The sequence below is a fragment of the Prosthecobacter sp. genome, assembly GCF_044222345.1.
Lineage (GTDB): Bacteria > Verrucomicrobiota > Verrucomicrobiia > Verrucomicrobiales > Verrucomicrobiaceae > Prosthecobacter.
In genome coordinates this window covers 1-22,904 of record NZ_JBGANL010000069.1, presented here as the reverse complement: position 1 = coordinate 22,904, position 22,904 = coordinate 1, and the positions used below count along the sequence as shown (strand labels likewise).

Below are 22,904 nucleotides of genomic sequence, written 5' to 3'. Positions count from 1 at the left end.
CCGCAGCGCTTTTTGATCTCAGCGAAGGCATGGGTCAGGGCTTTGTTGGCTAGGCTTTCGGCTTCGTCTGGCAGGACTGGCTCAGTGTAGGGTCTTCGCAATTGCTCCTGGCCATTGAGGTTTAGAATGTAACGGAACTCACCAAAGCTAATGGTGAACCATGCTTTTACGTCAAAGGGGAGGGAACCTGCGCCTCCGTAACCACGTAAAGCATATTGCACCGATAATTGAGAAGTCTGATTAGCGTGTCGAATAATGTGTTCCAAGCTTACTAAAGGCTTAGAATCTATGCCGTTTATTATGGGTCTAACGAATAGTTTTTGGTCCGTAAAAAGTGGTGCAAGTTTACCGAGCTTTGTTTCAAACTTCTCGATGAACTCGCGAAGACCAAGATCCAGCAGTTCGCTAAGAGCTTCTGCAGACCTCTTTTTTTCTCCCTTCGATCCCTGCTGATTCCGCACAAAGATAGCCACCTCCTTTTCCAGGTCGCTGGGTTCTTCAATGCTTTCACCTTTGGCGGCTTTAATGCCTAGTTGCAGGGACCACTCCAGGCGGCGCTGGAGGTAGGTCATGAGGGCGGAAAGTTCGCCGGCATCGGCGAGGCGCAGGGCTGTGAGGTAGGCTTCCTTTTCATCGGTGCGGACGATGAGGGGCAGGTAACCGCTGCGCATGAGGACGTAGTTCACCAGCAGGCGGGCCACGCGGCCGTTGCCGTCGTCGAAGGGATGGATGAGGACGAAATCGTGGTGGAGTTTGGCAACGCAGGCGGCGATAGGCAGGGTGGGGGAGGTCAGCTCCTGGCGCAGCCAGTCCACCAGCGCGCGCATGCGTGGCTGGGTGTCTTCCACACTGGCAAAGAAGAAGGTGCCTCCGTCTGGCAGGCGGACATTGTTGGGCGTGGTCTTGTACTCCCCCGGGATGATCTGCTTGCGTGTGCTCTGGCCGTCCGCTGTTTCCGCGTATTTCCAAAAGGGCTCTTTGAGGATGATGCGGTTCAGGTCGCGGATGTCGCCCTCGGAAGTGAGGCGTTCTTTTTCGGCTGCGAGAGCTCGTGCGTGCTCGATGCCCACATCATGGGCTTTCATCTCCAGATACTCGCGGTGGCTGTGGTTGCCCGTGGTGCGGTCATGCAGCAGCAGCAGCTCTGTTTCGCCATAAGTCAGGGTGTTGCCTTCGATGTGGTTGGAATGGTAGTTCCATTCCAGGCGCAGCTTTTTCCACAGACGTGTCTCACTCTCCGCCGACAAAGGCTGGAGCGCCTGCCATTCAGCCCGCAGGGCGTCGAGGGACTTGATCTCGGTGTGCATGGGGTAGGGAAGCCGGAGATGGAAACAGATGCCACAGGAAAAGCGGAAAAGATGTCTGACAAGAAGGAGGTGTTTGTCCTCGCTGGCTTGCTGCGCGTGTACATCCCCCCGGAGAATTTGGCGAATTTGGTGAACTTTCTCCTGCTGCTCGGGGCTGATACACACACTCCCCCGTTGAAACGGTGGAAATGGTGGAAGTCTCCGCCATGGGAGCAGCGTGAGTGACACACTCCCCCGTTGAAATGGTGGAAACGGTGGAAATGTCCCATGGGCAGTCGAAGCCCCATCGCCGCTGGTTGCCGGTTGCCATCGCGAGAATCTAGGGTGGGCAACTGGCAACCACGGGGTTCACGTCCCACGGCAGACACTGCGCAGGAATCCGCAGCATGTAGCAGCCGTTGGAAAGCGGTGGCAGTGCGATGCAGGCTGAAGACGACGCTCAGGTCCAAAAACACCTCACATGATGGCAACCAGAAGAGGGTCTGAGTTGCCAGGGTTTGCTGGCATGCTTCAAGGCCTTCCATGTCCCGCTCGCCCCCGGCTTGAGACACACTCCCCCGTTGAAACGGTGGAAATGGTGGAAGTCTGCCGCCCCGGCCCGACGGGCAGGCATGCGCACACCCCTGACCCTCCCTCACTCCCCGCTTGAGCCTTTCCGCCCCTTGCACTAGTTTGCGCCGCCATGAAAACCATCGCCTCTTTCCTCATTGTCGCTGTTTTCTCCCTCGCCTCCTGCCGTGGCAGCGGCGGGCCCATGACGCGTGCGGGCCGCGGAGTTGACCACGCCATCCACAAGACCGGCGAGGGCATCGAGCACGTGGGCCGCAAGATCGAGAGCAAATTCTGAGGCGCAGCCCGCTGCGACCCCGAATGCTTCCCGCCAGCACTTTCTTCATCACCGGGCCCACGGCCTCGGGCAAATCCGCCTTGGCCATCGCCCTGGCGGAGCACGTGGGCGGGGAGATCGTGAATGCAGATGCCTTCCAGCTCTACGCGGGCCTGGACCTCCTCACGGCCAAGCCCTCCCCGGCGGAGCTGGCCCGGGTTCCGCACCACCTCTACGGGGTGATCCCGCTCACGGAGGCCTGCGATGCGCAGCGCTACCACGCGCTGGCACTTCCCGTCATTCAGGATATCGCCGCGCGTGGCCGCGTCCCCATCGTGGTGGGGGGCTCCGGGCTGTACATCAAGGCGCTCACCCACGGGCTCTCTCCCCTGCCCGCCGCCTCGCCGCAGTTACGGGAGAAATTTCACCACCTCAGCTCCGGCGAAAAAATCGTGTGGCTGCTGCAGCGCGACCCCGAGGCCGCCACCACCGTGAACCTGCGCAATCCCCGCTACGTGGAGCGCGCGCTGGAGATCTGCCTGCTCTCCGGCCGACCGCAGTCCGGCCTGCGCCGCAGCTTTGAGCAGGCCGAGCCGGAAGTGAACGGCGTCATCCTCACCTGGGACCGCGAGGCGCTCTACCGCCGCATCAATCAGCGCACGCTGGACATGTTTGCCGCCGGACTGGTGGAGGAAGTGGCCGCGGTGGGCCCGCTCTCCCCCACGGCGGAAAAGGCCATCGGCCTGCGTGAAGTGCGCGCCCATCTGGCCGGGCAGGTCTCTCTGGCAGACACCATCGCCGCCATCCAGCAGGCCACGCGCCACTACGCCAAGCGCCAGATCACCTGGTTCCGCCGCGAGCGCTGCTTCCAAACGATTTGCCTCGATTCCGTTCCGGCGGCAGACTGCGCGCTCCCCCATCTCCTCGAACTTTTTCCATGCCTCCGCCCGACCAGCCCGCAAGCCCCGTCTTCGTCAATCTAGGCCCACGCAGCTACCTCGTGCAGGTGGGGCGCGGCCTCCTCAAAACGCTGGGCGAAGAAGTGAACTCAAAGCTGCCGGACCGCACGAGCTGCGCCGTGATCACGGATTCCAATGTGGGCCCGCTTTACGCCGAGACCGTGCTGCAAAGCCTGCGCGAGGCCGGGAAAAAGCCCCACCTCATCACCGTGCCTGCCGGGGAGTCTTCCAAATCCCTCAGCTCCAGCGAATTTGTGCTGAGTGAGATGGTCAACGCCGGGCTCGACCGCAAAAGCTTCGTCGTCGCCCTCGGTGGCGGCGTCATCGGCGATCTCGCGGGCTTCTGCGCCGCCGTGTACCAGCGCGGCATCCCCTACGTGCAGGTGCCCACCACCGTGCTCTCCCAGGTGGACAGCTCCGTGGGCGGCAAGACCGGCGTGAACCTGCCCAACGCGAAAAACATGGTCGGCTGCTTTCACCAGCCCGTCCACGTCATCGCAGACCTCGACACCCTCAGCTCACTCCACGCCCGCGAATGGAATGAGGGCTTTGCGGAAATCATCAAGCACGCCTGCATCCGCGATGCCTCCATGTTCGAGGCCATTGAAGACGTCGCCGCCGGCAAGGGCGACATCGTCGCGCTCATCCGCCGCAACATCGCCATCAAGGCCGCCATCGTGGAGGCTGACGAGCACGAGACCCTCGGCATCCGCGCGCTGCTGAATTTCGGCCACACCCTCGGCCACGCCATCGAGGCCGCCGCGGGCTATGGCAAGCTGCTGCACGGGGAGGCCATCAGCCTCGGCCTGCGCGCCGCCGCCTGGCTCTCCACGCAGACGGGCGAACTCACCCGCGACGACTACGAGCGCATCCTCAACCTGCTCCGCCTCTACGATCTCCCCCTGCGCCTGCCGGACGACCTCGACACCGAGGAGCTCATGCGCATCGCCCGCACGGACAAGAAATTCGAAAACGGCAAGATCCGCTTCGTGCTGCTGCGCAAGATCGGCGACGCCTATGTGAGCAAGGACGTCCTCGAAGGGCATCTGAAGCAGGCGCTGGAGGAGCTGCGGAAGTAGGGGGGATGAATTTCCAACCCGCTCCCTCACCACGCGCAAGCTCAGTGCATTTTACAATTTTCAGTTCTCAGTTCTCAGTTCTCAGTTTTTCCATACCGCAGCACCCAGCGAATACGCCATGATCGAGGACAGCCGAGCGCAGCGAACCGGAGCGCAGTGGAGATAGCCGAAGGCAAACAGACGACCGCAGGGAGCCCGAAGGGGGAGCGCAGCGAATCAACTAGAGCAGGAGGACGAGAAGGAGTTCCCATCACCCCTCAGCAACTCTTCATTTTTTTTGCTTCTTTTTGCGCCTCTTTGCGGCCACTCTCCCGTCCGTCACCTCTGAATGCGCTTCCTCACCCCCAGCTACCTGCACCTCCTCTGGCTCGCGCTGATCCCGCTGGTGCTGTGGCTCTTCCGTCGGCAGGCGAAGCGGGTGCCGGTGTCCACGCTGCTGTTTTTCAAATCGCTCGCTCGTGAGCATCAGGAGTCCGCATGGCTGCGCCGCATCAAGAAATGGCTCTCGCTGCTGCTCACGCTGCTGGTGCTGCTCTTTGCCATCCTGGCGCTCGCACGGCCCAGCGGGAATCTCTCCGCCGATGCCATCAGCGCCGCCGTGATCGTGGTGGACTGCTCCGCCTCCATGGCCGCGCGGGACCTGCAAGGCCAGACCCGGCTGGACGCCGCCAAACAGCGCGTGAAGGAACGCCTCCGCTCGCTGCCAGACCAGACCGTGGTATCCCTCATCGCCTTTGATGCGCGCTCCCGGGTGCTGCTTTCCCGCAGCCGCAACCACCGCGAGTGCCTGCGCCTTCTCGAAGAACTCACGCCCACGCCCATCGAGGGCAAACCGGAGTCCGCACTGACCGTGGCCCAGCGCCTCGCCGATCTCGAAACGCATTCCCGCATCTGGATGGCCAGCGATTCGCAGCCTCCCGCCAGCACGTCGGTCGATTGGATTCCCGTGGCGCTCAAGGAGCCGCTCAATGTGGGACTCACCGGCTTTCAGATCCGCCACAGCCCGCTGGCGCGGGATCGCTACGAGGCCTTCGTGAAAGTCAGCGCCTCCGCCGGCAACAAGAACAAGGCCACCACCACGCTCGAAATTTCCATCTCCGGGCGCATCGCGCAATTGCGTGAGCTCGATCTCGCCCCCGGTGAATCCAGCGCGCTCATTTTGCCGCTGGAAGGCGTGCGCGGCCAGCAGATGGAGATCCGCCTGAAGACCGCCGGCGACTGCTTCGGCTGGGACGACGGCCTCGCCGCACCGCTGCCCAAAACGAGGCCCCTCACCGTCGCGTGGTTTGCCGAGAAGCCAGATCCCTTCACCGAGCTGGCGCTCTCCGCTCTCATCGAAAACGGCCGCATCGAAATGCGCAAGGGCGATCCCAAGGCCTGGCCGCCGAAAGAGCAGCCCGACGTCTATGTGTTCGAAAACTGGCTGCCCCAGGAACTGCCCAAAGACCGCCCGGTGATCGCCCTCACCCCGCAGAGCAGCTCCGGCCCGCTGCAGGCACGCGCCATCAAGAGCATCCCGCATGACGGCGTGCGCTCAGTGCAGCCGGATCATCCCCTGCTCTTCCGCGCCAGCAGCAGCCGCATCGCCGTCACGCAGACCACCCTGCTCCAACTGCCCGCCTCGATCGAGCCGCTGTGGTTTGCAGGCGCTGAGCCCGTGCTCGCCGCCGGAGAGTTCAACGGCCAGCGCCTCGTCGTCACCGCGTTCTCCCCCTCGCAGTCCGAGCAGCTCGCCCTGCTGCCCTCCTTTCCCCTGATCCTCGGCAATGCGCTCTACTGGTGCGCCGAAAACAGCGAAGCCCTCACCGACATGCGCACCCTGCACACCGGCGAGATGCTGCACACCGACAACCTCGTGCAGTGGCACGCGTGGAATGGCGAATCCTTCATCGAAGTGTCCGACGATCCCGCGCACGGCCTCCTCGCGCTCAACCGCATCGGTGCCTGGGAAACCGGCAAGGACCGCAGCGGCGCCTGCGCCCTCATCTCCGCCGCTGAGACGGACCTCCCCGCCCTCGCCACGGATGCCGCGCATTCCACCCAGCCCGCCGCCCCCATCATCACCGCCAGCGCCTTCAGCACCTGGCCCAAGCGTTTGATCTGGCTCGCGCTGGCTTTGCTGCTGGCCGAGAGCTTTCTGTTTCATCGCAAGGCGGTGTATTAACGGAAAGCGTTTTTGGAGCGCGGAATTTATTCCGCAGCAGCTCGCAAGCACGCTGCGGATGAGGCTTTGCTTTGAGCCTCACAAAATATGGCGCGAGCTCGCCCTGCTGCTGGCCGAGAGCTATCTGTTTCATCGCAAGGCGGTGTATCCGCTCTGGCATGCCGAGTCAGTCGTAGGACATGCGTGGCGACAGCCCGCCCGTCGGGTCGCTCCCGGAGGGAGCACGGAAATTAGCCGGTGGTGAAGCGAGGCTTGGCGAGCGAGAACCACCGGATCTGCCGCATCACCCACCGTATTCATTCGCCGCGCCCTGAAAGGGCGCGAGAAGCATACAAATAGATGCCACGGCAAATCTGGCCGCATGCCCGGGTCCTCTTCGCGCCCTTCAGGCGCTACCAAGCCATTCGGATGCGATGATTTCCGGTGGTTCTCGCTGCACTGCTGCGCAGTTCCGCTTCACCACCGGCTAATGCCTCTCGTGCCTCCGGCACGTCAGAAATCACCGATTGCGAGCCAGCACAGATGTCGGAAACATTTCCCATGCCCTCGACGCATCTCTCGTTGCACAGCAAGGCGGTGTATCAGTTCTGGCATGCCGAGTCAGTCGTAGGACGGTCGTGACGACAGCCCGGTTTATCCTTCGAAGCACGCAGTGCGAAGAATGGACCCGTCTGCGAGCGTACGGCAGTCCTCACGGCGTGCGAACACGCTGGCAGTCGGGCGGTTTGGCGAAGATCGCGATCGAGCATTGGAGAGTACCATTCGCCAAACACACCCAACCTACGATGAAGATCCGCGCCTGCCGCAGGACATGCGTGACGACAGCCCGCCCGTCGGGTCGCTCCCGGAGGGAGAACGGAAATTAGCCGGTGGTGAAGGGAGCGCAGCGACCGGGAACCACCGGATCTGCCGAATCACCCACCGTGTTCATTCGCCGCGCCCTGAAAGGGCGCGAGAAGTGCTCTTACCGCGCCACATTTCCGCTCACCACAGATACCGTTCGTCGTACTCCACCATGCCGCGCTGCAGCATCGCCTTGTATTCCTCTTGAAAAGTCTTCACACGATGATGCTCCTCCTGGTTCAGCACATACGAGCGCACCGACTCCAAATCAGGTGCGGCAAACGTGAATGCGCCGTAGCCCTCCTGCCAGGTAAATCCAGCCTGACGCAATTCCTCGTGAATCCAGCGCGATGATTCGCTTTTGATCTCACGCATCACATCCGCCAGGCAATGCGTTGCCCGCAATCCTGCCGCGATGTGGATATGGTCGCCCGTGCCGCCCACCGCATGCGCAATCCCATTCATGCTGCGGATCACACCACCGATGTATTCATGAACGCGTCTTCGCGCGGTTGGGGCCAGCCAAGGCTCGCGGTTCTTCGTGCTAAATACGAGATGATAGTGCAACGAGAGATGCGTTGAGGCCATGGGAAATGTTTTCCGCCATATGCGTTGGAGCGCAATCGTCGATTTCTGGCGTGCCGGAGGCACGAGAGATATTAGCCGGTGGTGAAGCAAAATCGCGCAGCGGTGCAGCGAGAACCACCGGAACGGCGCCATCCACCGTACCCGAATCACGGTAGCGCCCAGGCAGGGCGCGAGAAGGGATTATGAGGACATGCATTCACATTTGCCGGGGGATATTCGCACGCTTCTCGCGCCCCTGCTAGGGCGCGGCGAAGGACACGATAGGTGATGCGGTAATCCCGGTGGTTCTCGGTCGCTACGCTCCCTTCACCACCGGCTAATGTCTCTGCTCCCTCCGGGAGCCCCTGGCATGATGGCCAGCCGCACCACCGAACGCATGCGGGGGTCCGCCCCCCAGAAACCCCGCCCTTGAAAACTTGTTCACAGCCGCTACGATTATTCACAAGAAAAACGCCCTGAAAAATCCCACATCTTGTTTAAGATGTCTTAACGATCCCCAAGATAGCGTGGAATTTCGGGTTCACTCTTGCGGGCATCCGGCGCGGAATGGTTCAGTCCATCGCAGTACTCACCGCGAAGTCATTCGTCCTTCGGATTTCTTCACCCGCCTTTTCATCTCCGCCTCTCCACCGTCATGTATCTCAAGAGCCTCACCCTTCACGGCTTCAAGTCCTTTGCGGACAAGACCCATTTCGAGTTCCACAAAGGTGTGACCGGCATCGTGGGGCCCAACGGCTGCGGCAAATCGAACGTGGTCGATGCCATCCGCTGGGTGCTGGGCGAAACCTCCGCCAAAGCGCTGCGTGGCGATGAAATGGCGGACGTCATTTTCAACGGCACCGACAAGCGCAAGCCCGTGGGCCTGGCGGAAGTGACGCTGACGATGGCGGACTGCGAGCAGTCGCTGAACGTGGACTTCAACGAAGTCGCGCTGACACGACGCGTGTTTCGTGACGGCCGCAGCGAATACCGCCTCAACAACACCATCTGCCGTCTCAAGGACATCCACGATCTCATCGCGGGCACCGGCATCGGCCGTGCGGCTTACTCCATCATGGCGCAGGGCCAGATCGACATGCTCCTGAGCTCCAAGCCGGAAGACCGTCGTACGGTTTTCGAAGAAGCCGCAGGCATCACCAAGTTCAAATCGCAGAAGCGTGAAGCGCTGCGCAAGCTGGAATACACCGAGGCCAACCTGCTGCGCGTCGCCGACATCGTCGCGGAAGTGAAACGCCAGATGGGCACGCTGCAGCGCCAGGCCGCGAAGGCACGCCGCTACCAGACGCTGCTCGAAGATACCCGCCTGCTGGACACCCACCTCGCGCACAAGCAGTACACCGAATTTGCCGGTGAAAAATCCGAGTCCGAAAACCAGGTGCGCATGATGGCGCAGCAGATCGAGCAGCTCCAGGGCAAGCTCCAAGTCGCCGAGACCGAGGCCGCGCAGACCCGCGAGGCCTACCATGCGCTGGAGTCCCAGATCAGCCAGGCACGTCAGCAGGCGCAGGAGCTTCGCTCCCAGATGCAGAGCGCCGAAGGCCGCCTGGGCTTCAACCGCGAGCGCAGCGAGGAACTCGAAGGCCGCATCCGCCAGAACGAAGAGCAGATCGCGAACAACGAAGACCTGCTCGACCAGGCACGTCGTGATCTCGCCAATGCCGATGAGCAGCTGCTTGCCATCACCGACAACATCCAGACGCGCCAGCTCGCCATGAACGAGCACGCCAACCAGCACCAGAGCATCCTGCCGGAGCGCAACCGTCTGGAAAGCGACCGCCGCGCCATCCGCGAATCCATCCGCCAGTTTGAAGGCCAGATCGCCTCCAGCGAAGCCCGCGCCCAGTCCCTGAGCAATCAGATCTCCGGCGACCGCCAGCGCCATGAATCCCTGGCGCATGACCGACAGACCGCGCAGCAGGCACGCGAGGTGAGCCAGATCGAATTCGACGAACTGCAGCGCCACATCCAGGAGCTCGAAGAGACGCGCAACCAGCTCGACGAAAAGGCCAAGGACTGCGCCCGTGAAATGATCGAACGCCGCCGCCAGCGCGATGCGATGAACAACGAGCTCAACGACCTCCAGCGCAATCTCACGCAGCGGAAGTCACGCCTCGAAATCATCGAGCAGCTTCTGCAAAAAGGCGAAGGACTCTCCGCCGGCACGCAGAAGGTCATCAGCGGCCTGGACAATCCCGAGGTGTATTCCGTCGGGGTGCGCGGCCTGCTGGCCTCCAGCATCGAGGTGGAGCCCGAGTACATCACCGCCATCGAAGCCGCGCTCAAAGACCACCTGCAGGCCGTCCTGCTCACGGAGAGCGAACTCGCCGCGCAGATCATCGACCGCCTCACGGATCACAAGATGGGCCGCGCCGCCCTGGTGCCGCATGATTTCTGCAACCTGCGCCACGCCTCGGATCGCGAGCTCCTGCCCGCCGGCGCCATCACCTGGGCCACGGACAAGGTGCGCGTGAAAACCGGCGTACAGGGCCTCATCGACCACCTGCTGCACAACGTCCTTGTCGTGGAGGATCTGCACACCGCCCTGCGCATGAAGCGCGAGATGCCCCACCTGGCCATCGCCACCATGCGCGGCGAGTTCATCACCCATGATGGCATCATCACCGGCGGCGCCACCAAGGAGGAAGGCTCCTCCACGCTGCGCCGCGAGGCCGAAGTGCGCCAGCTCCGCACGGAAGTCGAGGCGCTGGAATACCAGTACATGGAGAAGGAAGACGCGGTGAACAACATCACCGCGCAGCTTGAGGAAATGCAGCGCGAGGAAGTCTCCCTGCGCGAGCAGTCCCAGCGCGCCCGCGAAGGTTTCTCCCAGTTTCAGGGCAAGATCAGCGTGGTGCAGCGCGCGCTGCAGCAGGCCACCGCCAAGCTCGAAAGCGTGGAGTGGGACCAGAACCAGATTCAGGATCGCATTAGCGGCTCTGAAAGCCAGATCCAGCAGCTTCACGAGGCCGTGGCCATCGCCCAGGAGCAGCTGGCCACCTCCCGCGCGCTCGAAAATGAACTCGAGCTCGAAATGGAGTCCTTCCTCCGCCGCGAGCTGGAGTCCAGCGAACGCCTCAACGAGCTGCGCACCGCCCTCGCTCTTGAGCAGAGCGCGCTGAATTCCATCGAGCGTCAGAAAGCCCCCCTGGGCGTGCGCTTGCAGGAGCTGCAGGCCGGCATCAACCGCTTCTCCGAAGAGATCAACACCTGGCGCATGCGCATCCAGCAGAGCGAGGCGGAAAACGCCCGCTTCCAGGAGCAGATCGAATCCCAGCGCGACACCATCGCCGCCATCGAAGAACACCTGCAGTCCAAGACCGAAGAACGCGCCGGATTGTTTGAGCAGGTCAGCCAGCTCGAAGCCCAGCTCACGCAGCTGCGCCAGAGCTTCAACGGCCTCAATGAATCCCGCAACCGCGCCGAAGTCGCCCTCACCCGCGTGGACCTTCGTCTCGAAAACCTCATCAACCAGGTGCAGGAGCGTTACAGCTTCCACATCGAAGCCTTTGAGCCTGACTACCACGTGCTGATGGTCACCATCGAAGAGCAGAAGAAGAACCGCAACCGTGGCAAAAAAGGCGCGGCCAATGCCGCCGGCTCCAGCGCCGCCGCTGACGGTGCCGAACCCAGCAACGAAGATCCGGAGGACGCCGAACCCGCCGCCGAGGAAGCCGAGGAGGCCCCGCAGATCCGCGCCGTCTCCAACCGCGACGATGCGGTGGACATCGACGAAGTCGTCATTCCCGGCGAAGAAGCGCAGCCAGACTGGGCCTTCGTCATGGAAGTGGTCTATGAACTGCGCCAGAAGCTCGAAGGCATCGGCCCCGTCAATCTCGACGCCATCCAGGAGTTCGAAGAACTCGAAGAGCGCCACAACTTCCTCGACACCCAGCACAACGACCTCGTCAAATCCAAGGACGAGCTGCTGCAGGTCATCGCCAAGATCAACGAGACCACGAAGACGATGTTTGTGGAGACGTTCACGCAGGTGCGCGGCTTCTTTAACAACAACTTCCGCGAGCTCTTCGGCCCCGCCGCCAAGGCCGACCTCATGCTGGTGGATGAAAACGATCCGCTCGAATCAGGCATCGAAATCATCGCCAAGCCCCCGGGCAAAAAGCTGCAGACCATCAGCCTCCTTTCCGGTGGCGAGCGCAGCATGACCGCCGTGGCCCTGCTCTTCTCCATCTACCAGGTGAAGCCCAGCCCTTTCTGCGTGCTGGATGAGCTTGATGCACCGCTCGATGAAACCAACATCGGCCGCTTCCTCAAGATGCTGGACGCCTTCATCGACAACTCCCAGTTCATCATCGTCACGCACAACAAGCGCACCATGAGCCGCGCGGATGTGATCTACGGCGTGACCATGCAGGAGTTCGGCGTCAGCAAACCTGTGGGCGTCCGCATGACCACGGAGGACACCCGCACGCTGGCCAAGTCCGCGCAGGAACTTGCCCTTGAAGCCCCGAACCAGCCCAAGCGCAGGAAGAAGGCTGAGAGCGAAGACGACGCTGAAGCTGAGGCCGATGCCGATGCCGAAATTGAAGCCGAAGCCTCTGCCGATGAAGAGCAGCCCGCGTCCATCCCCGTCCACGAAGACCTCGATGAAGAGCAGGCCCGCCTGACCGCCATCGAGGAGCTGGAGGAGGAGACGCCGGCGGCGCTGGTGTGAGGAAAGTGCTCGCGAACTTCAGCTCACTCCCAGCGCACCACGAGCATCGTTTGAGTGCTTATGGCTGCTGAAAATTGAAATGACAATTCCACACGTTCTATTGGAATTTTGGAAGGCACAAGACATGCGAGGCATGTCTTTCGACAACTTTGACATATTCTCTCCTGGAGAAATTGTGGAGAGAAACCTCACCCTAGAAGCCCCTATCTATTGTCCCGGATTCTTGGTCATTGCCAGCGACACAAGTGGCAAAGTCGCACTGCTAAAACAGGAATTTGAGGCAGATGAAATCTATACCAATTACGCCTCATCAATGCAGCTCTCAGGCATGCGTTCTAGCGGGGTAGGATTCAATGAATGGATTGCTAGGGGCTGTCCATTTTCCCCCTTGGAAATCACGTCAGGGCCTTCTGCAATTCAAGAGGTCAAAATTGTGATGGTTGGGCGACCCAGCCTGAAAGAGCTACTAAAACTTCGTTCCGAGCTTGGTCTAAATGTTGGAGTTTCACAGCTTAAAGACATGCATCTGCCCGCAACGCTTTGCACGATGAGTTATATTCGTGCGGTTGGGACACTTGATGTCCTAGGAATAAACGAGTTGGAAATTCAAGATTCCCAGACAGGGCAAAAACTCGCTAGAAAAGTTGATTCCTGGAGAGCGGACTGAATACCCCCCTCGCTCTGCTCTGTAAAAGCAGTTCTTCCAAAGCATGCGAATGGACAACTGAAGCTTATCCATCAGCTCCGCCTCAAGCTACGCTCTTGACCTGCCTCGCCTCTCTGCGCGCCAAGACAACACTCAGTGGTCGATCAGTCACGACTCACCGCCGGAGAATTCATATCGTAGAACGAACTTCCAAGTTCGTTCCCCCTCCCTTTCTCAAACCGAACTTCCAAGTTCGGTCTACATCAAGTCACGCCCTCATCTTGGCTCCTTGATCTCTTGGCAGCCTCCGCCGCTTCCCTCTCCCTCAAAAGCCCCTCATACTTCGTCCGCAGCTCCTCATCCCCGACGCGCCGGGCCAGTTCAATCAGCTCCACATACGCATCCCGTTCCTCCGGGTAGTAGAACAGGATCTTCTCATACTCCTGCACCGCTGCGTCCACCTTGCGCTCCTGGCTGTAGCGGCGCGCCAGCAAGTAAGACAGCGGCGGCTTCTCAAACTCATCCGAAGGAAAGAACAAATCCGCGAACGGCTTCGCACAAAGTTCCGCGATCTTGAACGCGGTGTCCGGTGCCATCAGCAGCATGGCCGTCAGAAAGAGCAGCATGCTCCCGATCACCGGAAAAGCCGCCCCCAGCCAGCTCATCTTCAGCCCGGCATTCATCAGCAACGCACTCGCCAGGAAAACGAGTCCCGCCAAAATCCTGCGCGCTTTCTGCCAGTTCATGCAGAGGGATAACTCCAATCGCAGGCTCCGCAACTGCGCCAGCGTGCGCCGTAAGCATGAACAACCCTGCACTGCTCCGTCATCCCACAGTTAGAGCATTTTAAATTATTTCATAGCCTCACTACTCGCTCATGGCGAAGCGCGCTTAAAAGCGAATCCCCTCTCCCCCTCGAGGGCGAGATATAGCCCAGCATCTGTTGGGGGAGAGGTTAGGGTGAGGGGGCCGCGCCGTATGCCTGCGAAGCCGCCGGGCTTCCCCTCACCCCAGCCCTCTCCCCGAAGAGAAAATTGGTTGGTTGTCGTTTTTTATGGGCGGGGAGAGGGAGAACCGCGTTTGCCGCCCAGGATTTGTAGGACACGAAATAATTTAAAATGCTCTAGACGGTCCGGAATCTCCGCCACACACAGCGTCATTCCGCAGCGGAACAACTTTAAACTTGTCACCTTAAACTTGAAACAACACGCTGTGATTGAGGACGAGTTCGAGTAGGAGAACGAGGACGATTCCTCAGCCCCTCCGCCATGACCTTCACCCTCGAGTCCTTCCACTTCCACGTGCTGCCCATGCACACGCGATTCCCGTTCAAGTACGGCATCGCCAGCATGAACGCGCTGCCGCACCTCTTCGTGACGGTGAATCTGGTCGTGAATGGCAAGGCCGTGAGCGGACTGGCCAGTGAAGGCCTGCCGCCAAAGTGGTTCACCAAGAATCCGGACACTCCCTTCGAGCTCGATCTCGCAGAGATGATCGCCGTCATTCAGAATGCCTCACGCATCGCCCGGCTCGCCGCCGAAAAACCCACGGGCTTCTTCGCCTGGTGGCAGAACCTCTACGCAGAACAAAGCAACTGGGCGAAGGTCAAAGAAGTCCCCTCCCTGCTCGCCAACCTCGGCGTGAGTCTCATCGAACGTTCCGTGCTCGACGGCCTGTGCAAAGCCCTCGGCCAGCCTCTGCATGCCGTGCTGCGCTCCGATGTACTCGGCATTGATCTCGGCGCCGTGCGCGAAGAACTGCGCGGCATGCGCGTGGCGGATGTCATCGCGCCCGCCCCGCTGACGCATGTGCATGCACGCCACACCGTGGGCCTCGGCGATCCGCTCAGCGACGCCGATGGCACTCTGGACGACGGCCTGCCCTACACGCTGGAGGAAAACATCCGCGCCTACGGCCTGCGCTATTTTAAAATCAAAGTCTGCGGCAAACCCGAAACCGACCTCCCGCGCCTGCGCGAGATCACCCGCATCATCACCGCAAACTGCCCCGCCGGTTTTCACGCCACGCTCGATGGCAATGAGCAGTTCTACGACCTCGCCTCCTTCCGCGAATTTTACGCCACGCTCAGCGCCGATCCCGCGCTGGCACCGTTGTTCCAAAACCTGCTCCTCATTGAGCAGCCGCTGCATCGTTCACAAGCCCTGAACGATGATGTGGCCGCGACCCTGCAATCATGGACCGAAGGCCCCGGCATGATCATTGATGAAAGCGACGGCTCCCTCACCGATCTCCCACGTGCGCTCGATCTCGGCTATCGCGGCACCAGCCACAAGAACTGCAAGGGCATCGTCAAAGGCCTGGCGAACGCCGCCCTGCTCAAGAAGCGCAGCCCCGTCATTCGCGGCGGCCCCATCCTCAGCGGCGAAGACCTCGCCAACGTCGGCCCCGTGGCCCTGCTGCAGGACCTCAGCGTCATGGCCCTGCTCGGCGTCACCCACGTGGAGCGCAACGGCCACCACTACTTCCGCGGCCTCAGCATGCACTCACCCGCCACGCAGGATGCCGCACTCACCACCCACAGCGGCCTTTATCACCGCCACGCCCAGGGCTTCGCCAGCCTGCAAATCCAGAACGGCAGCCTTGATCTTCAATCCGTGAACGCCGCGCCATTCGGCTGTGGCATCACTCTCGATGTCGCTCAATTCGAACCGCTGAATGCCTGGATCAAGCGGGGTGGGATGGGGGAACTGTGAAGCTCTAGAAGTGATGCAGGCACTCTTGCCTGCAAAGCGAACGTCCAATGACCAGGCGATTGCAGGCAGGAGTGCCTGCATCACTAAAGCGTTCACGCGTCTGCTTCTCGGCAGACGCATCACGACCTAGTGGTTAGCTACTGCTCAGAGAACCTCCACTTCCTCCACCACAGTCTCTTCAACTGGCACCACCCGCTCCGGAGCCACCGCAAACACAAACCGGTGAATGCCCGCCAGATCCGCCGCCGTGTGCGCATTCAGATACCCCAGCTCGGTGCAGCGCGTCGCTACCGGCGCCCCCTGATCATGCCCCACTTCGAGGGCGATGAGCGCCCCTGAGTTGAGATGCGGCAGCGCGTCGTTCAAAAAGCGCTCTACGATGCGGAGGCCATCAGGCCCACCGTCGAGTGCGAGAATGGGATCGCGTTTGACTTCAACGCTGAGCGTCGGGATCTCGGCGCTGGGGATGTAGGGCAGATTGGCGACGATGACGTCGAAGCTGCCGGTGATTTTTTCAAAGAGGTCGCTGCGCAGGAGTTTGACGTTGGCGCTGAGCCGCGAGGCATTGAGCCGGGCGAGATCGAGGGCGTCTTCGCTGATGTCTGCCAGGGTGACTTCACTCAGCGGCCAGGCTTTGGACAAGCTGAGGCCGATGCAGCCGGAACCGGTGGCCATGTCGAGCACGCGTGCGGGTGCGGTGGCGCATTTTTTGAGCACAAGCTCCACGAGTGTTTCCGTTTCCGGACGCGGGATGAGGGCGCGGTGATCGCTCACAAATTCGTGGCCGCAGAATTCCACGCTGCCGAGCAGGTGCTGCAGCGGCTCCCCTTCCCCACGGCGCTTCAGCAACTCGCGCAAAGTCACGAGGTCCGCCTCGGGCACCGTTTCGCCAAACCGGAGATAAAGATCAAGACGCCGGCAGCCAAGCACGTGAGCCAGCAGATGCTCCATGTTCAGCCGCGCTTCGTCGATCTTGCGTTTCTCCAGGTAGGCGGTGCCGGACTGGATGATTTCGAGAATGAGCTTCATGGAATGGAAAATGCCGAACGCCCACTAATCAGACGCAGCAGGCTGGATCAAGCCGGATTCCGTGATGATTTGATGGATGTGCTGATCGTGAAGCTCGACGGTGATGTGATCCACGATCTGGACATCGAAGGCAACGGCGATGCGTCTGGCGCGGCAATGGGGATGAGCCAGCAGGCGGTCGTAGTAGCCGCCACCACGGCCCAGGCGTTTCCCACCACGGGTGAAGGCGAGACCGGGCACAAGGATGATGTCGAGCGCGGCGATGTCGATGTGCGGACATTGCGGATCCGGCTCCCAGACGTTCATCTGGCCGCGATGCAGATCCTCCATGGAGCGCACCTCACGTGGCTGAAGCGCCTGATGTTCGATTTGGAAGAAGCAGGTGCGGACCCCTTGCGCATGCAGGGCAGGCAGCAGATGCGTCACGAGATCAGGCTCATTTTTCAATCCGCCAAAGAGGGCCACGGTGACACCGGCAGGCCAGGTGGCGGCGAGCTGCTTGAGGTGGGCGGCGATGCGCACACTCGCAGCACTGCGCGTGGCTTCATCCATGGCACGCAGGCGTTCCCGCATGAGCTGGCGCAGCGTGGGTTTGTCGTGCATGGCGTTCGCGGTTGAAATGGATGGAACGCGTGGGAGCTGGCCGACAGACAAGAGTGCCTGTCGCACCTCAGAGCAGTTCGGGTTTCTGCAGCAGCTCGGCCACACGTTTGAGCAGGCGACCGGCGCCGCCACCATCGAGCACGCGATGGTCAAAGCTCAGCGTCAGCTCGGCTTCGGTGACGGGGATGAACATGTTCACTTCCTCACTCCAGTGCGGCACTTTGCTGCCTGCGCCCAGACCAAGAACGAGATTCTGCTCAGGCAGCGGAATGGGTGTGGCCCAGACGATGCCGAAGGTGCCGAAATTGGTCACGGTGGCGATGCCGGGACGTTTGACGTCATTGGGCAAACGGCGCGCACGGGCCTGCTCGACGAGCTTGTTGTAGGTTGGCACCAGTTTGGCGAGCGGGGTCTTCTCAACCTCACGCAGCGTGGGCACCATGACGCCGTCATCCACTTCCACGGCGAAGCCGATGTCGATGGCGAGCGGATGCACGATGCGATTGCCCACCAGACGTCCGGCGAAGGCGGTGTTTTCAGCCAGCGCCAGGGCAAGGGCACGAATGACGTAGAGCGCGGGACCGGGCTTGGGATCGGCCTTTTTGCGATGCGCGAGCATGGCATCCAGCATGATGGGACTGCCCACGGTGGCGAGCGGACGCGTCCAGCTGCGGCGCATGGAATCCGCCACGGCGATGCGCATGGGAGATGCGGGCGTCATGCGGTGCTGCTCCAGCGCGCGCAGAAAGGCCTCGAAATCTTCGACGGTCACACGGCCGCCTGCACCTGTGCCGGGAACACCCGCGAGGTCGGAGGCGTTCAGCCCAAGCTCCAGCATGCGGGCACGCATGCGTGGGGAAATGTAGCTGGCACCCGTGGCGCCAGCAGGCACCGGCAGACCACCCACGACGGGCTCGACGGTGGGCTGACGCGTGGAAATCACGTCGTTGTCGCTGATCTTGAAATGCAGGTTTTCCACTTCCGCAGACCCCGTGCGCGCCGCACTCGGAGCGGAAGCCGCAGGCTTGGGTTCATCCATCAGGCCCAGAGACTGGGCGTTTTCCAAGGTGATCTCAAAAGCAGCGAGCGTGGAGCCCACGGCGTAGCTGGTCTGCGCGGTGGCCACGATCTGGCCAATGGTTCCGGCACACGGCGCGGTGACAGCCATGGTGGCCTTGTTCGTCTCGACTTCAAAGAGATCGCAGCCTGCCTCGACCGCACGACCTGGCTCGACCAAAATACGAATGATGGTGGCTTCGGCGATGGACTCGCCAAGCTGTGGCATCAAAATGGGAATGGTGCGCATGACTGGATGCTGGATGCTTGAAAGCTGGATGCAGGATTAATTACGCAGCAGACGCCGAAGAGCGGCCGCGATGGTGGAGGTGGTGGGACGATGCGACTTCCAGAGATTCGGATGATACGGGATCGGCGTGTCCTTGGAGTTCAGCCTCATCGGCGGGGCATCCAGCAGGTGGAAGCCATCCGTGGTGACGCGGGCGATGATTTCCGCCGTGACGCCGCCCCAGGGGAAGGCTTCTCCAAGGGCCAGCAGACGCCCGGTGCGGGCGACGGAGGCCAGGATGGTGTCCGTGTCCATGGGCTTCACGGAGCGCAGATCGACGACTTCGATCTGATAACCATCAAGCTGCAGCTCCTCTGCGGCGCGCAGGGCCTCATGCACCATGGCGCTGTACGTCACGATGGTGGCGTGGCGGCCCGGGCGTGCAATGCGCGCCTTGCCGATGGGCAGCTCGCGGTCGCCGATCTGGTCGGCCTTGAGATGGTAGTAGAGGAACTTGTGCTCGCAGAAGATGACGGGGTCGTTCAGCTTCACGCTGTCCAGCAGCATCCAGTAGGCATCTTCCACGGTGGCAGGCGTGACGATCACCAGACCGGGATAGTGCGCGTAGATGGCCTCCATGGACTGGCTGTGAAACGGGCCGCTGCCAGCCGTGCCACCGGAAGGCATGCGGATGGTGATGGGACAGGGAACGTTGGTGCGCCAGTAGAGCGTGGCGGCCTGATTGACGATCTGGTTGAAGCCGATGGAGGAGAAGTCGGCGAACTGCATCTCAATGATGGGCCGGGCACCCTCCACTGCCGCGCCTATGGCCATGCCGATCATCGCGTCTTCGCTGATGGGGGCGTCAAAAACGCGGTTGGGGAATTCCTTGCTGAGGTTTTTCGTGGCTTTGAACGCACCGCCGAAGGTGGCGATGTCCTGACCGTAGAGGAAAACAGAGGGATCTTCCCGCAGGGCCTCATACTGGGCCTCTCGAATGGCTTCGAGGTAAGTGATGCTCATGCTTCGTGCTGTCCCTCCACAAGCTCAGCGCAGGACAGGGCCTGCCAGTTTTCTTTGAATGGATCAGGAGCTGGTTCTTTGGACACTTTGGAAACGGTTTGGTCAACGTTGCGGCGCACCTCTTCATTGAGCTCGCGCAGATCAGCGGAAGACATCCAGCCGCGATCACGGGCGAAATCTTCGGCCACCTGCAGGCAGTCTCGCGCGGAGGGACCCTGCCGCTTGGTATCAGGAATGTAGGAGGCGTCATCGTGCTCGCCATGCCCGGCCAGGCGCAGCAGCGTGCCCACGATCATCTGCGGCCCCCCCCCTGCGCGCGCCCGGGCGACAGCAGCCCGGAAGGCTTTCAAACAGGAGGCGAGATCCGTGGCGTCCACCGTCACGCCTTCGATGCCGTAGCCCGCCGCACGATCCACCAGATTTTCACAGGCATACTGGCGGGTGTTGGGCGTGGAATAGGCGTATTGATTGTTCGCGATGCTCACGATGATGGGCAGCTTTTCCACCGCAGCCATGTTCAGACCTTCGTGGAAGGCGCCCGTGGAGGTGCCGCCGTCACCAATGCTGGTGGCGCCGATGCTGTCTGCCAAAGTTCCGGCCAGACGCCGGGCGAAGAGTCCTCCGGCCACCACAGAAAGCAGGCTGCCCAGGTGGCTGATCATGGCCATGTGCCCCTCTTTGGGACGGCCACGGTGGATGTTGCCATCCCGGCCGCGCATCGGGCCGGTGACTGTGCCCAGGTAAGTGCGTACGCAGTCGATGATCGGCTCGCCAAACGCAATGCGTCCCGCCTGGTCTCGAATGAGAGGACCGTAGATGTCCCTGCCCTTCCGCAGTTGCACCCCCAGCGCGGCGCTGAAAGCCTCCTGGCCTTTGCCCAGATAGACCCCGCCGACGATACGACCGCCCGCCCGATAGAGCGAACCAAGCTTTTCTTCCAACACCCGGGCCAGCAGCATGTGCTGGTAAGTGAGAAGAAATTGATCGCGAAAATCGGCTGTCAGGTCGGTTTCGACGCAGTTAATCGGTGAAGCTGGTGCCACGAGGCATATTTGGTATCAAGCGCAGCAGTTTCGTCAATAGCGTCGCGGCAAGGAATCCGCTACTTTGGCAGAAATTTTAGCGCAGGTGGCACCCGTCCAGCTTTCTCTGTGACAGTCAGTTTTTAAGATTTTTAGTGACAACAACAAGGCATTTGAATAAAATACATTGAAATTTCAATAACATAACGCAGTTTTAATAAACCCATCCTAATTTTTTAGAATTCCATGGAATCGCTCATTACCACTGCTGCTGCTGATCCCGCATTCTCTGGCTTCCAGCTTCAAAGCTACGGAAGCTTGGTACTGCCGGACCATCCCATCCGCTTTGGTTTTCAGGTGGACATCGTCCCTGACAACTGCCCCACGAGCATTCTGTTCGGTCTCGTCAACCGCGATCCCGCCAATGGAGGCCGTGCCGCCAAGACAGCTGGGTTTGTCGTTCGTGTGGATCTGGAAATGCGCGAAGTCTGGGATGCCCTGAACCGCAGTGGTCTCGTCGGCTGGGTGGAGCACCCCAAAGGGCTCGCAGGTTTCACGGACGAAGAACCCCTGCTTTTGGGATGGGAAATCGAATATCATGGTAATGCCTTGATCCCCAAGCTGGTGGTGGCTGACCAGCAATGGCTCTATCCAGCCATCCAGTGCCCCCATCCCATGGTCATGGAGACCGTGATCGGCTGGCAGGGCGAATGGGATCGTGACCCAAGAGCCACCTTCCTGCATCCGGCTCTCTGGCGCGAGCATCTCCCCATGTACTCCACCCAGCAGCCCAAGGCCATGGCGGCCTAGGATGGCAGACAGCTATCTCAAGCTCCGGCTTGAATCCCGGTGTTTTTCCCGTTACCAGACGGGCACATGAAAAACACGGAAAGTCGCATCCTCATCACCGGCGGAGCCGGATTCATCGGCAGCGCCCTCGTCTGGGAGCTCAACCGCCGGGGCTGCGAAAACATCGTGGTGTGCGACCGCCTGAGCACGGACGAAAAGTGGAAAAACCTCGTCCCCCTCAAATTTGCCGACTACATCGACGGCAACGACCTGCTGCAGGCCGTGGTGAACAGCCCGGGCAAGCTCGGCCGCTTTGACCACATCCTGCACCTCGGCGCCTGCTCCGCCACCACCGAGCGGGATGCGGACTACCTCATGCGGAACAACTACGAGTTCACCAAGCAGCTCTGCCAGTGGTCCCTGGCCACCCAGGCCCGCTTTGTGTACGCCTCCTCCGCCGCCACCTACGGCGACGGTGCCCACGGCATGGACGACCAGATGCCCGACATCCACGCCCTGCGCCCGCTGAACATGTACGGCTACTCCAAGCACCTGTTCGACCTCCACGCCCGGCGCGAAGGCTGGCTGCCGAACATCGTGGGCCTCAAGTACTTCAACGTCTACGGCCCCAACGAAGACCACAAGGCCGACATGCGCAGCCTCGTGCACAAAGCCTGCGGCCAGATCCTCGCCACCGGCAAGGTCCAGCTCTTCAAATCCCACCGCCCCGACTACAAGGACGGCGAGCAGATGCGCGACTTCCTCTACGTGAAAGACGCCATCCGCATGACCCTGCACCTGGCTGAAACCCCGAGCGCCGGCGGCCTCTTCAACCTCGGCTCCGGCAAAGCCCACACCTGGGTCGAGCTCGCCACCGCCATCTTCACCGCCCTCGGCAAGGAACCGAACATCGAGTTCATCGACATGCCCGAGCACCTGCAGTCCAAGTACCAGTACTACACCTGCGCCGACATCACCAAACTGCGCGGCTCAGGGTTTACGACCGAGATCACGCCGTTGGCTGAAGCGGTGCGAGATTATGTGCAGGGGTATCTGGTGCCGGATAAGAGGCTGGGGGATGAGGCCCTCTGCCACGTCACCAGTCCCGGGTTGCAATGAGATCTTCGACATCAGTGTTAAAGCCATAAGCCTTGGCAATGAAGTCGAAATCTTCGCCAATGGCTTCACGTGCGCCAGTTTCGATCTCACTTTCCTGCTCAATAAACTCATCCTGCAGCACGTTGAACTCCTCTGTGGCGGCATGCGTGAGTCTCAAAAGACTGGCTTCATCGGAAGGCTTTTGTGCTTCGATGGCTTCGCATAAGCGCACTAAAATAGCCTTGCCTTTGTCCACG

General features: G+C 61.1%; 18 protein-coding genes. 9 read left to right on the top strand and 9 right to left on the bottom strand.

Annotation, left to right across the window (positions count from 1 at the left end):
* Positions 1-1,307 (bottom strand): Fic family protein (locus ACILSL_RS23855; protein WP_395734579.1); only part of this gene is annotated, 1,307 nt, incomplete at its 3' end.
* A gap of 682 nt (positions 1,308-1,989) precedes the next feature.
* On the opposite strand from ACILSL_RS23855, the gene ACILSL_RS23850 reads away from it, so the two are divergent.
* The 4 genes from ACILSL_RS23850 (at position 1,990) to ACILSL_RS23835 (ending at position 6,335) form a co-directional block, all read left to right on the top strand.
* On the top strand, positions 1,990-2,154 hold the full coding sequence (locus tag ACILSL_RS23850) for a hypothetical protein (RefSeq protein ID WP_395734578.1): 165 nt from the start codon (positions 1,990-1,992) through the stop codon (positions 2,152-2,154).
* Between the two features lie 23 nt (positions 2,155-2,177).
* Complete coding sequence (gene miaA, locus ACILSL_RS23845; RefSeq protein ID WP_395734577.1) at positions 2,178-3,116, top strand: tRNA (adenosine(37)-N6)-dimethylallyltransferase MiaA; 939 nt, start codon at positions 2,178-2,180, stop codon at positions 3,114-3,116.
* Entirely contained in the window at positions 3,071-4,171 is a 1,101-nt protein-coding gene (aroB, locus tag ACILSL_RS23840; RefSeq protein WP_395734576.1) for a 3-dehydroquinate synthase, read from the top strand. Before miaA ends, aroB begins: the two co-directional genes overlap by 46 nt.
* Before the next feature lie 328 nt (positions 4,172-4,499).
* On the top strand, positions 4,500-6,335 hold the full coding sequence (locus tag ACILSL_RS23835) for a BatA and WFA domain-containing protein (protein ID WP_395734575.1): 1,836 nt from the start codon (positions 4,500-4,502) through the stop codon (positions 6,333-6,335).
* Between the two features lie 984 nt (positions 6,336-7,319).
* Here the strand turns inward: ACILSL_RS23835 and tnpA are convergent.
* Positions 7,320-7,766: an IS200/IS605 family transposase gene (tnpA, locus tag ACILSL_RS23830; protein WP_395734574.1), complete on the bottom strand. Its 447-nt coding sequence runs from the start codon at positions 7,764-7,766 to the stop codon at positions 7,320-7,322.
* Positions 7,767-8,400: 634 nt separating this feature from the next.
* On the opposite strand from tnpA, the gene smc reads away from it, so the two are divergent.
* Positions 8,401-12,438, top strand: coding sequence for a chromosome segregation protein SMC (gene smc / locus ACILSL_RS23825; RefSeq protein WP_395734573.1), 4,038 nt, complete (start codon positions 8,401-8,403; stop codon positions 12,436-12,438).
* Between the two features lie 133 nt (positions 12,439-12,571).
* A complete protein-coding gene (locus ACILSL_RS23820; protein WP_395734572.1) occupies positions 12,572-13,105 on the top strand; it encodes a hypothetical protein in 534 nt (177 codons plus the stop codon).
* Positions 13,106-13,347: 242 nt separating this feature from the next.
* Here ACILSL_RS23820 and ACILSL_RS23815 read toward each other — a convergent pair whose 3' ends face one another.
* Positions 13,348-13,830 carry a hypothetical protein gene (locus ACILSL_RS23815; RefSeq protein ID WP_395734571.1) on the bottom strand — a complete coding sequence of 161 codons (483 nt, stop codon included), beginning with the start codon at positions 13,828-13,830 and terminating at the stop codon, positions 13,348-13,350.
* A gap of 522 nt (positions 13,831-14,352) precedes the next feature.
* On the opposite strand from ACILSL_RS23815, the gene ACILSL_RS23810 reads away from it, so the two are divergent.
* Positions 14,353-15,798, top strand: coding sequence for a hypothetical protein (locus tag ACILSL_RS23810; protein WP_395734570.1), 1,446 nt, complete (start codon positions 14,353-14,355; stop codon positions 15,796-15,798).
* A gap of 144 nt (positions 15,799-15,942) precedes the next feature.
* On the opposite strand, the gene prmC is transcribed toward ACILSL_RS23810, so the two are convergent.
* The 5 genes from prmC to ACILSL_RS23785 form a co-directional block, all read right to left on the bottom strand.
* Entirely contained in the window at positions 15,943-16,827 is an 885-nt protein-coding gene (gene prmC / locus ACILSL_RS23805) for a peptide chain release factor N(5)-glutamine methyltransferase (RefSeq protein WP_395734569.1), read from the bottom strand.
* A 24-nt stretch (positions 16,828-16,851) separates the two neighbouring features.
* The gene (locus ACILSL_RS23800) at positions 16,852-17,430 is read right to left on the bottom strand and encodes a 5-formyltetrahydrofolate cyclo-ligase (protein WP_395734568.1); all 579 of its coding nucleotides are present in this window, start codon (positions 17,428-17,430) and stop codon (positions 16,852-16,854) included.
* A gap of 67 nt (positions 17,431-17,497) precedes the next feature.
* The gene (locus ACILSL_RS23795) at positions 17,498-18,736 is read right to left on the bottom strand and encodes a 2-oxo acid dehydrogenase subunit E2 (protein WP_395734567.1); all 1,239 of its coding nucleotides are present in this window, start codon (positions 18,734-18,736) and stop codon (positions 17,498-17,500) included.
* Between the two features lie 36 nt (positions 18,737-18,772).
* Complete coding sequence (locus tag ACILSL_RS23790; RefSeq protein ID WP_395734566.1) at positions 18,773-19,738, bottom strand: alpha-ketoacid dehydrogenase subunit beta; 966 nt, start codon at positions 19,736-19,738, stop codon at positions 18,773-18,775.
* Entirely contained in the window at positions 19,735-20,781 is a 1,047-nt protein-coding gene (locus ACILSL_RS23785; RefSeq protein ID WP_395734565.1) for a thiamine pyrophosphate-dependent dehydrogenase E1 component subunit alpha, read from the bottom strand. Before ACILSL_RS23785 ends, ACILSL_RS23790 begins: the two co-directional genes overlap by 4 nt.
* 225 nt (positions 20,782-21,006) lie before the next feature.
* Between ACILSL_RS23785 and ACILSL_RS23780 the strand changes: the two genes are divergently transcribed.
* Together ACILSL_RS23780 and rfaD are read left to right on the top strand one after the other, a co-directional pair.
* Positions 21,007-21,570, top strand: coding sequence for a hypothetical protein (locus ACILSL_RS23780; protein ID WP_395734564.1), 564 nt, complete (start codon positions 21,007-21,009; stop codon positions 21,568-21,570).
* Positions 21,571-21,636: 66 nt separating this feature from the next.
* Positions 21,637-22,668: an ADP-glyceromanno-heptose 6-epimerase gene (gene rfaD / locus ACILSL_RS23775; protein WP_395734563.1), complete on the top strand. Its 1,032-nt coding sequence runs from the start codon at positions 21,637-21,639 to the stop codon at positions 22,666-22,668.
* Here the strand turns inward: rfaD and ACILSL_RS23770 are convergent.
* A partial coding sequence (locus ACILSL_RS23770; RefSeq protein ID WP_395734562.1) for a DUF5713 family protein occupies positions 22,646-22,904 on the bottom strand: 259 nt, incomplete at its 5' end. The genes rfaD and ACILSL_RS23770 overlap by 23 nt on opposite strands.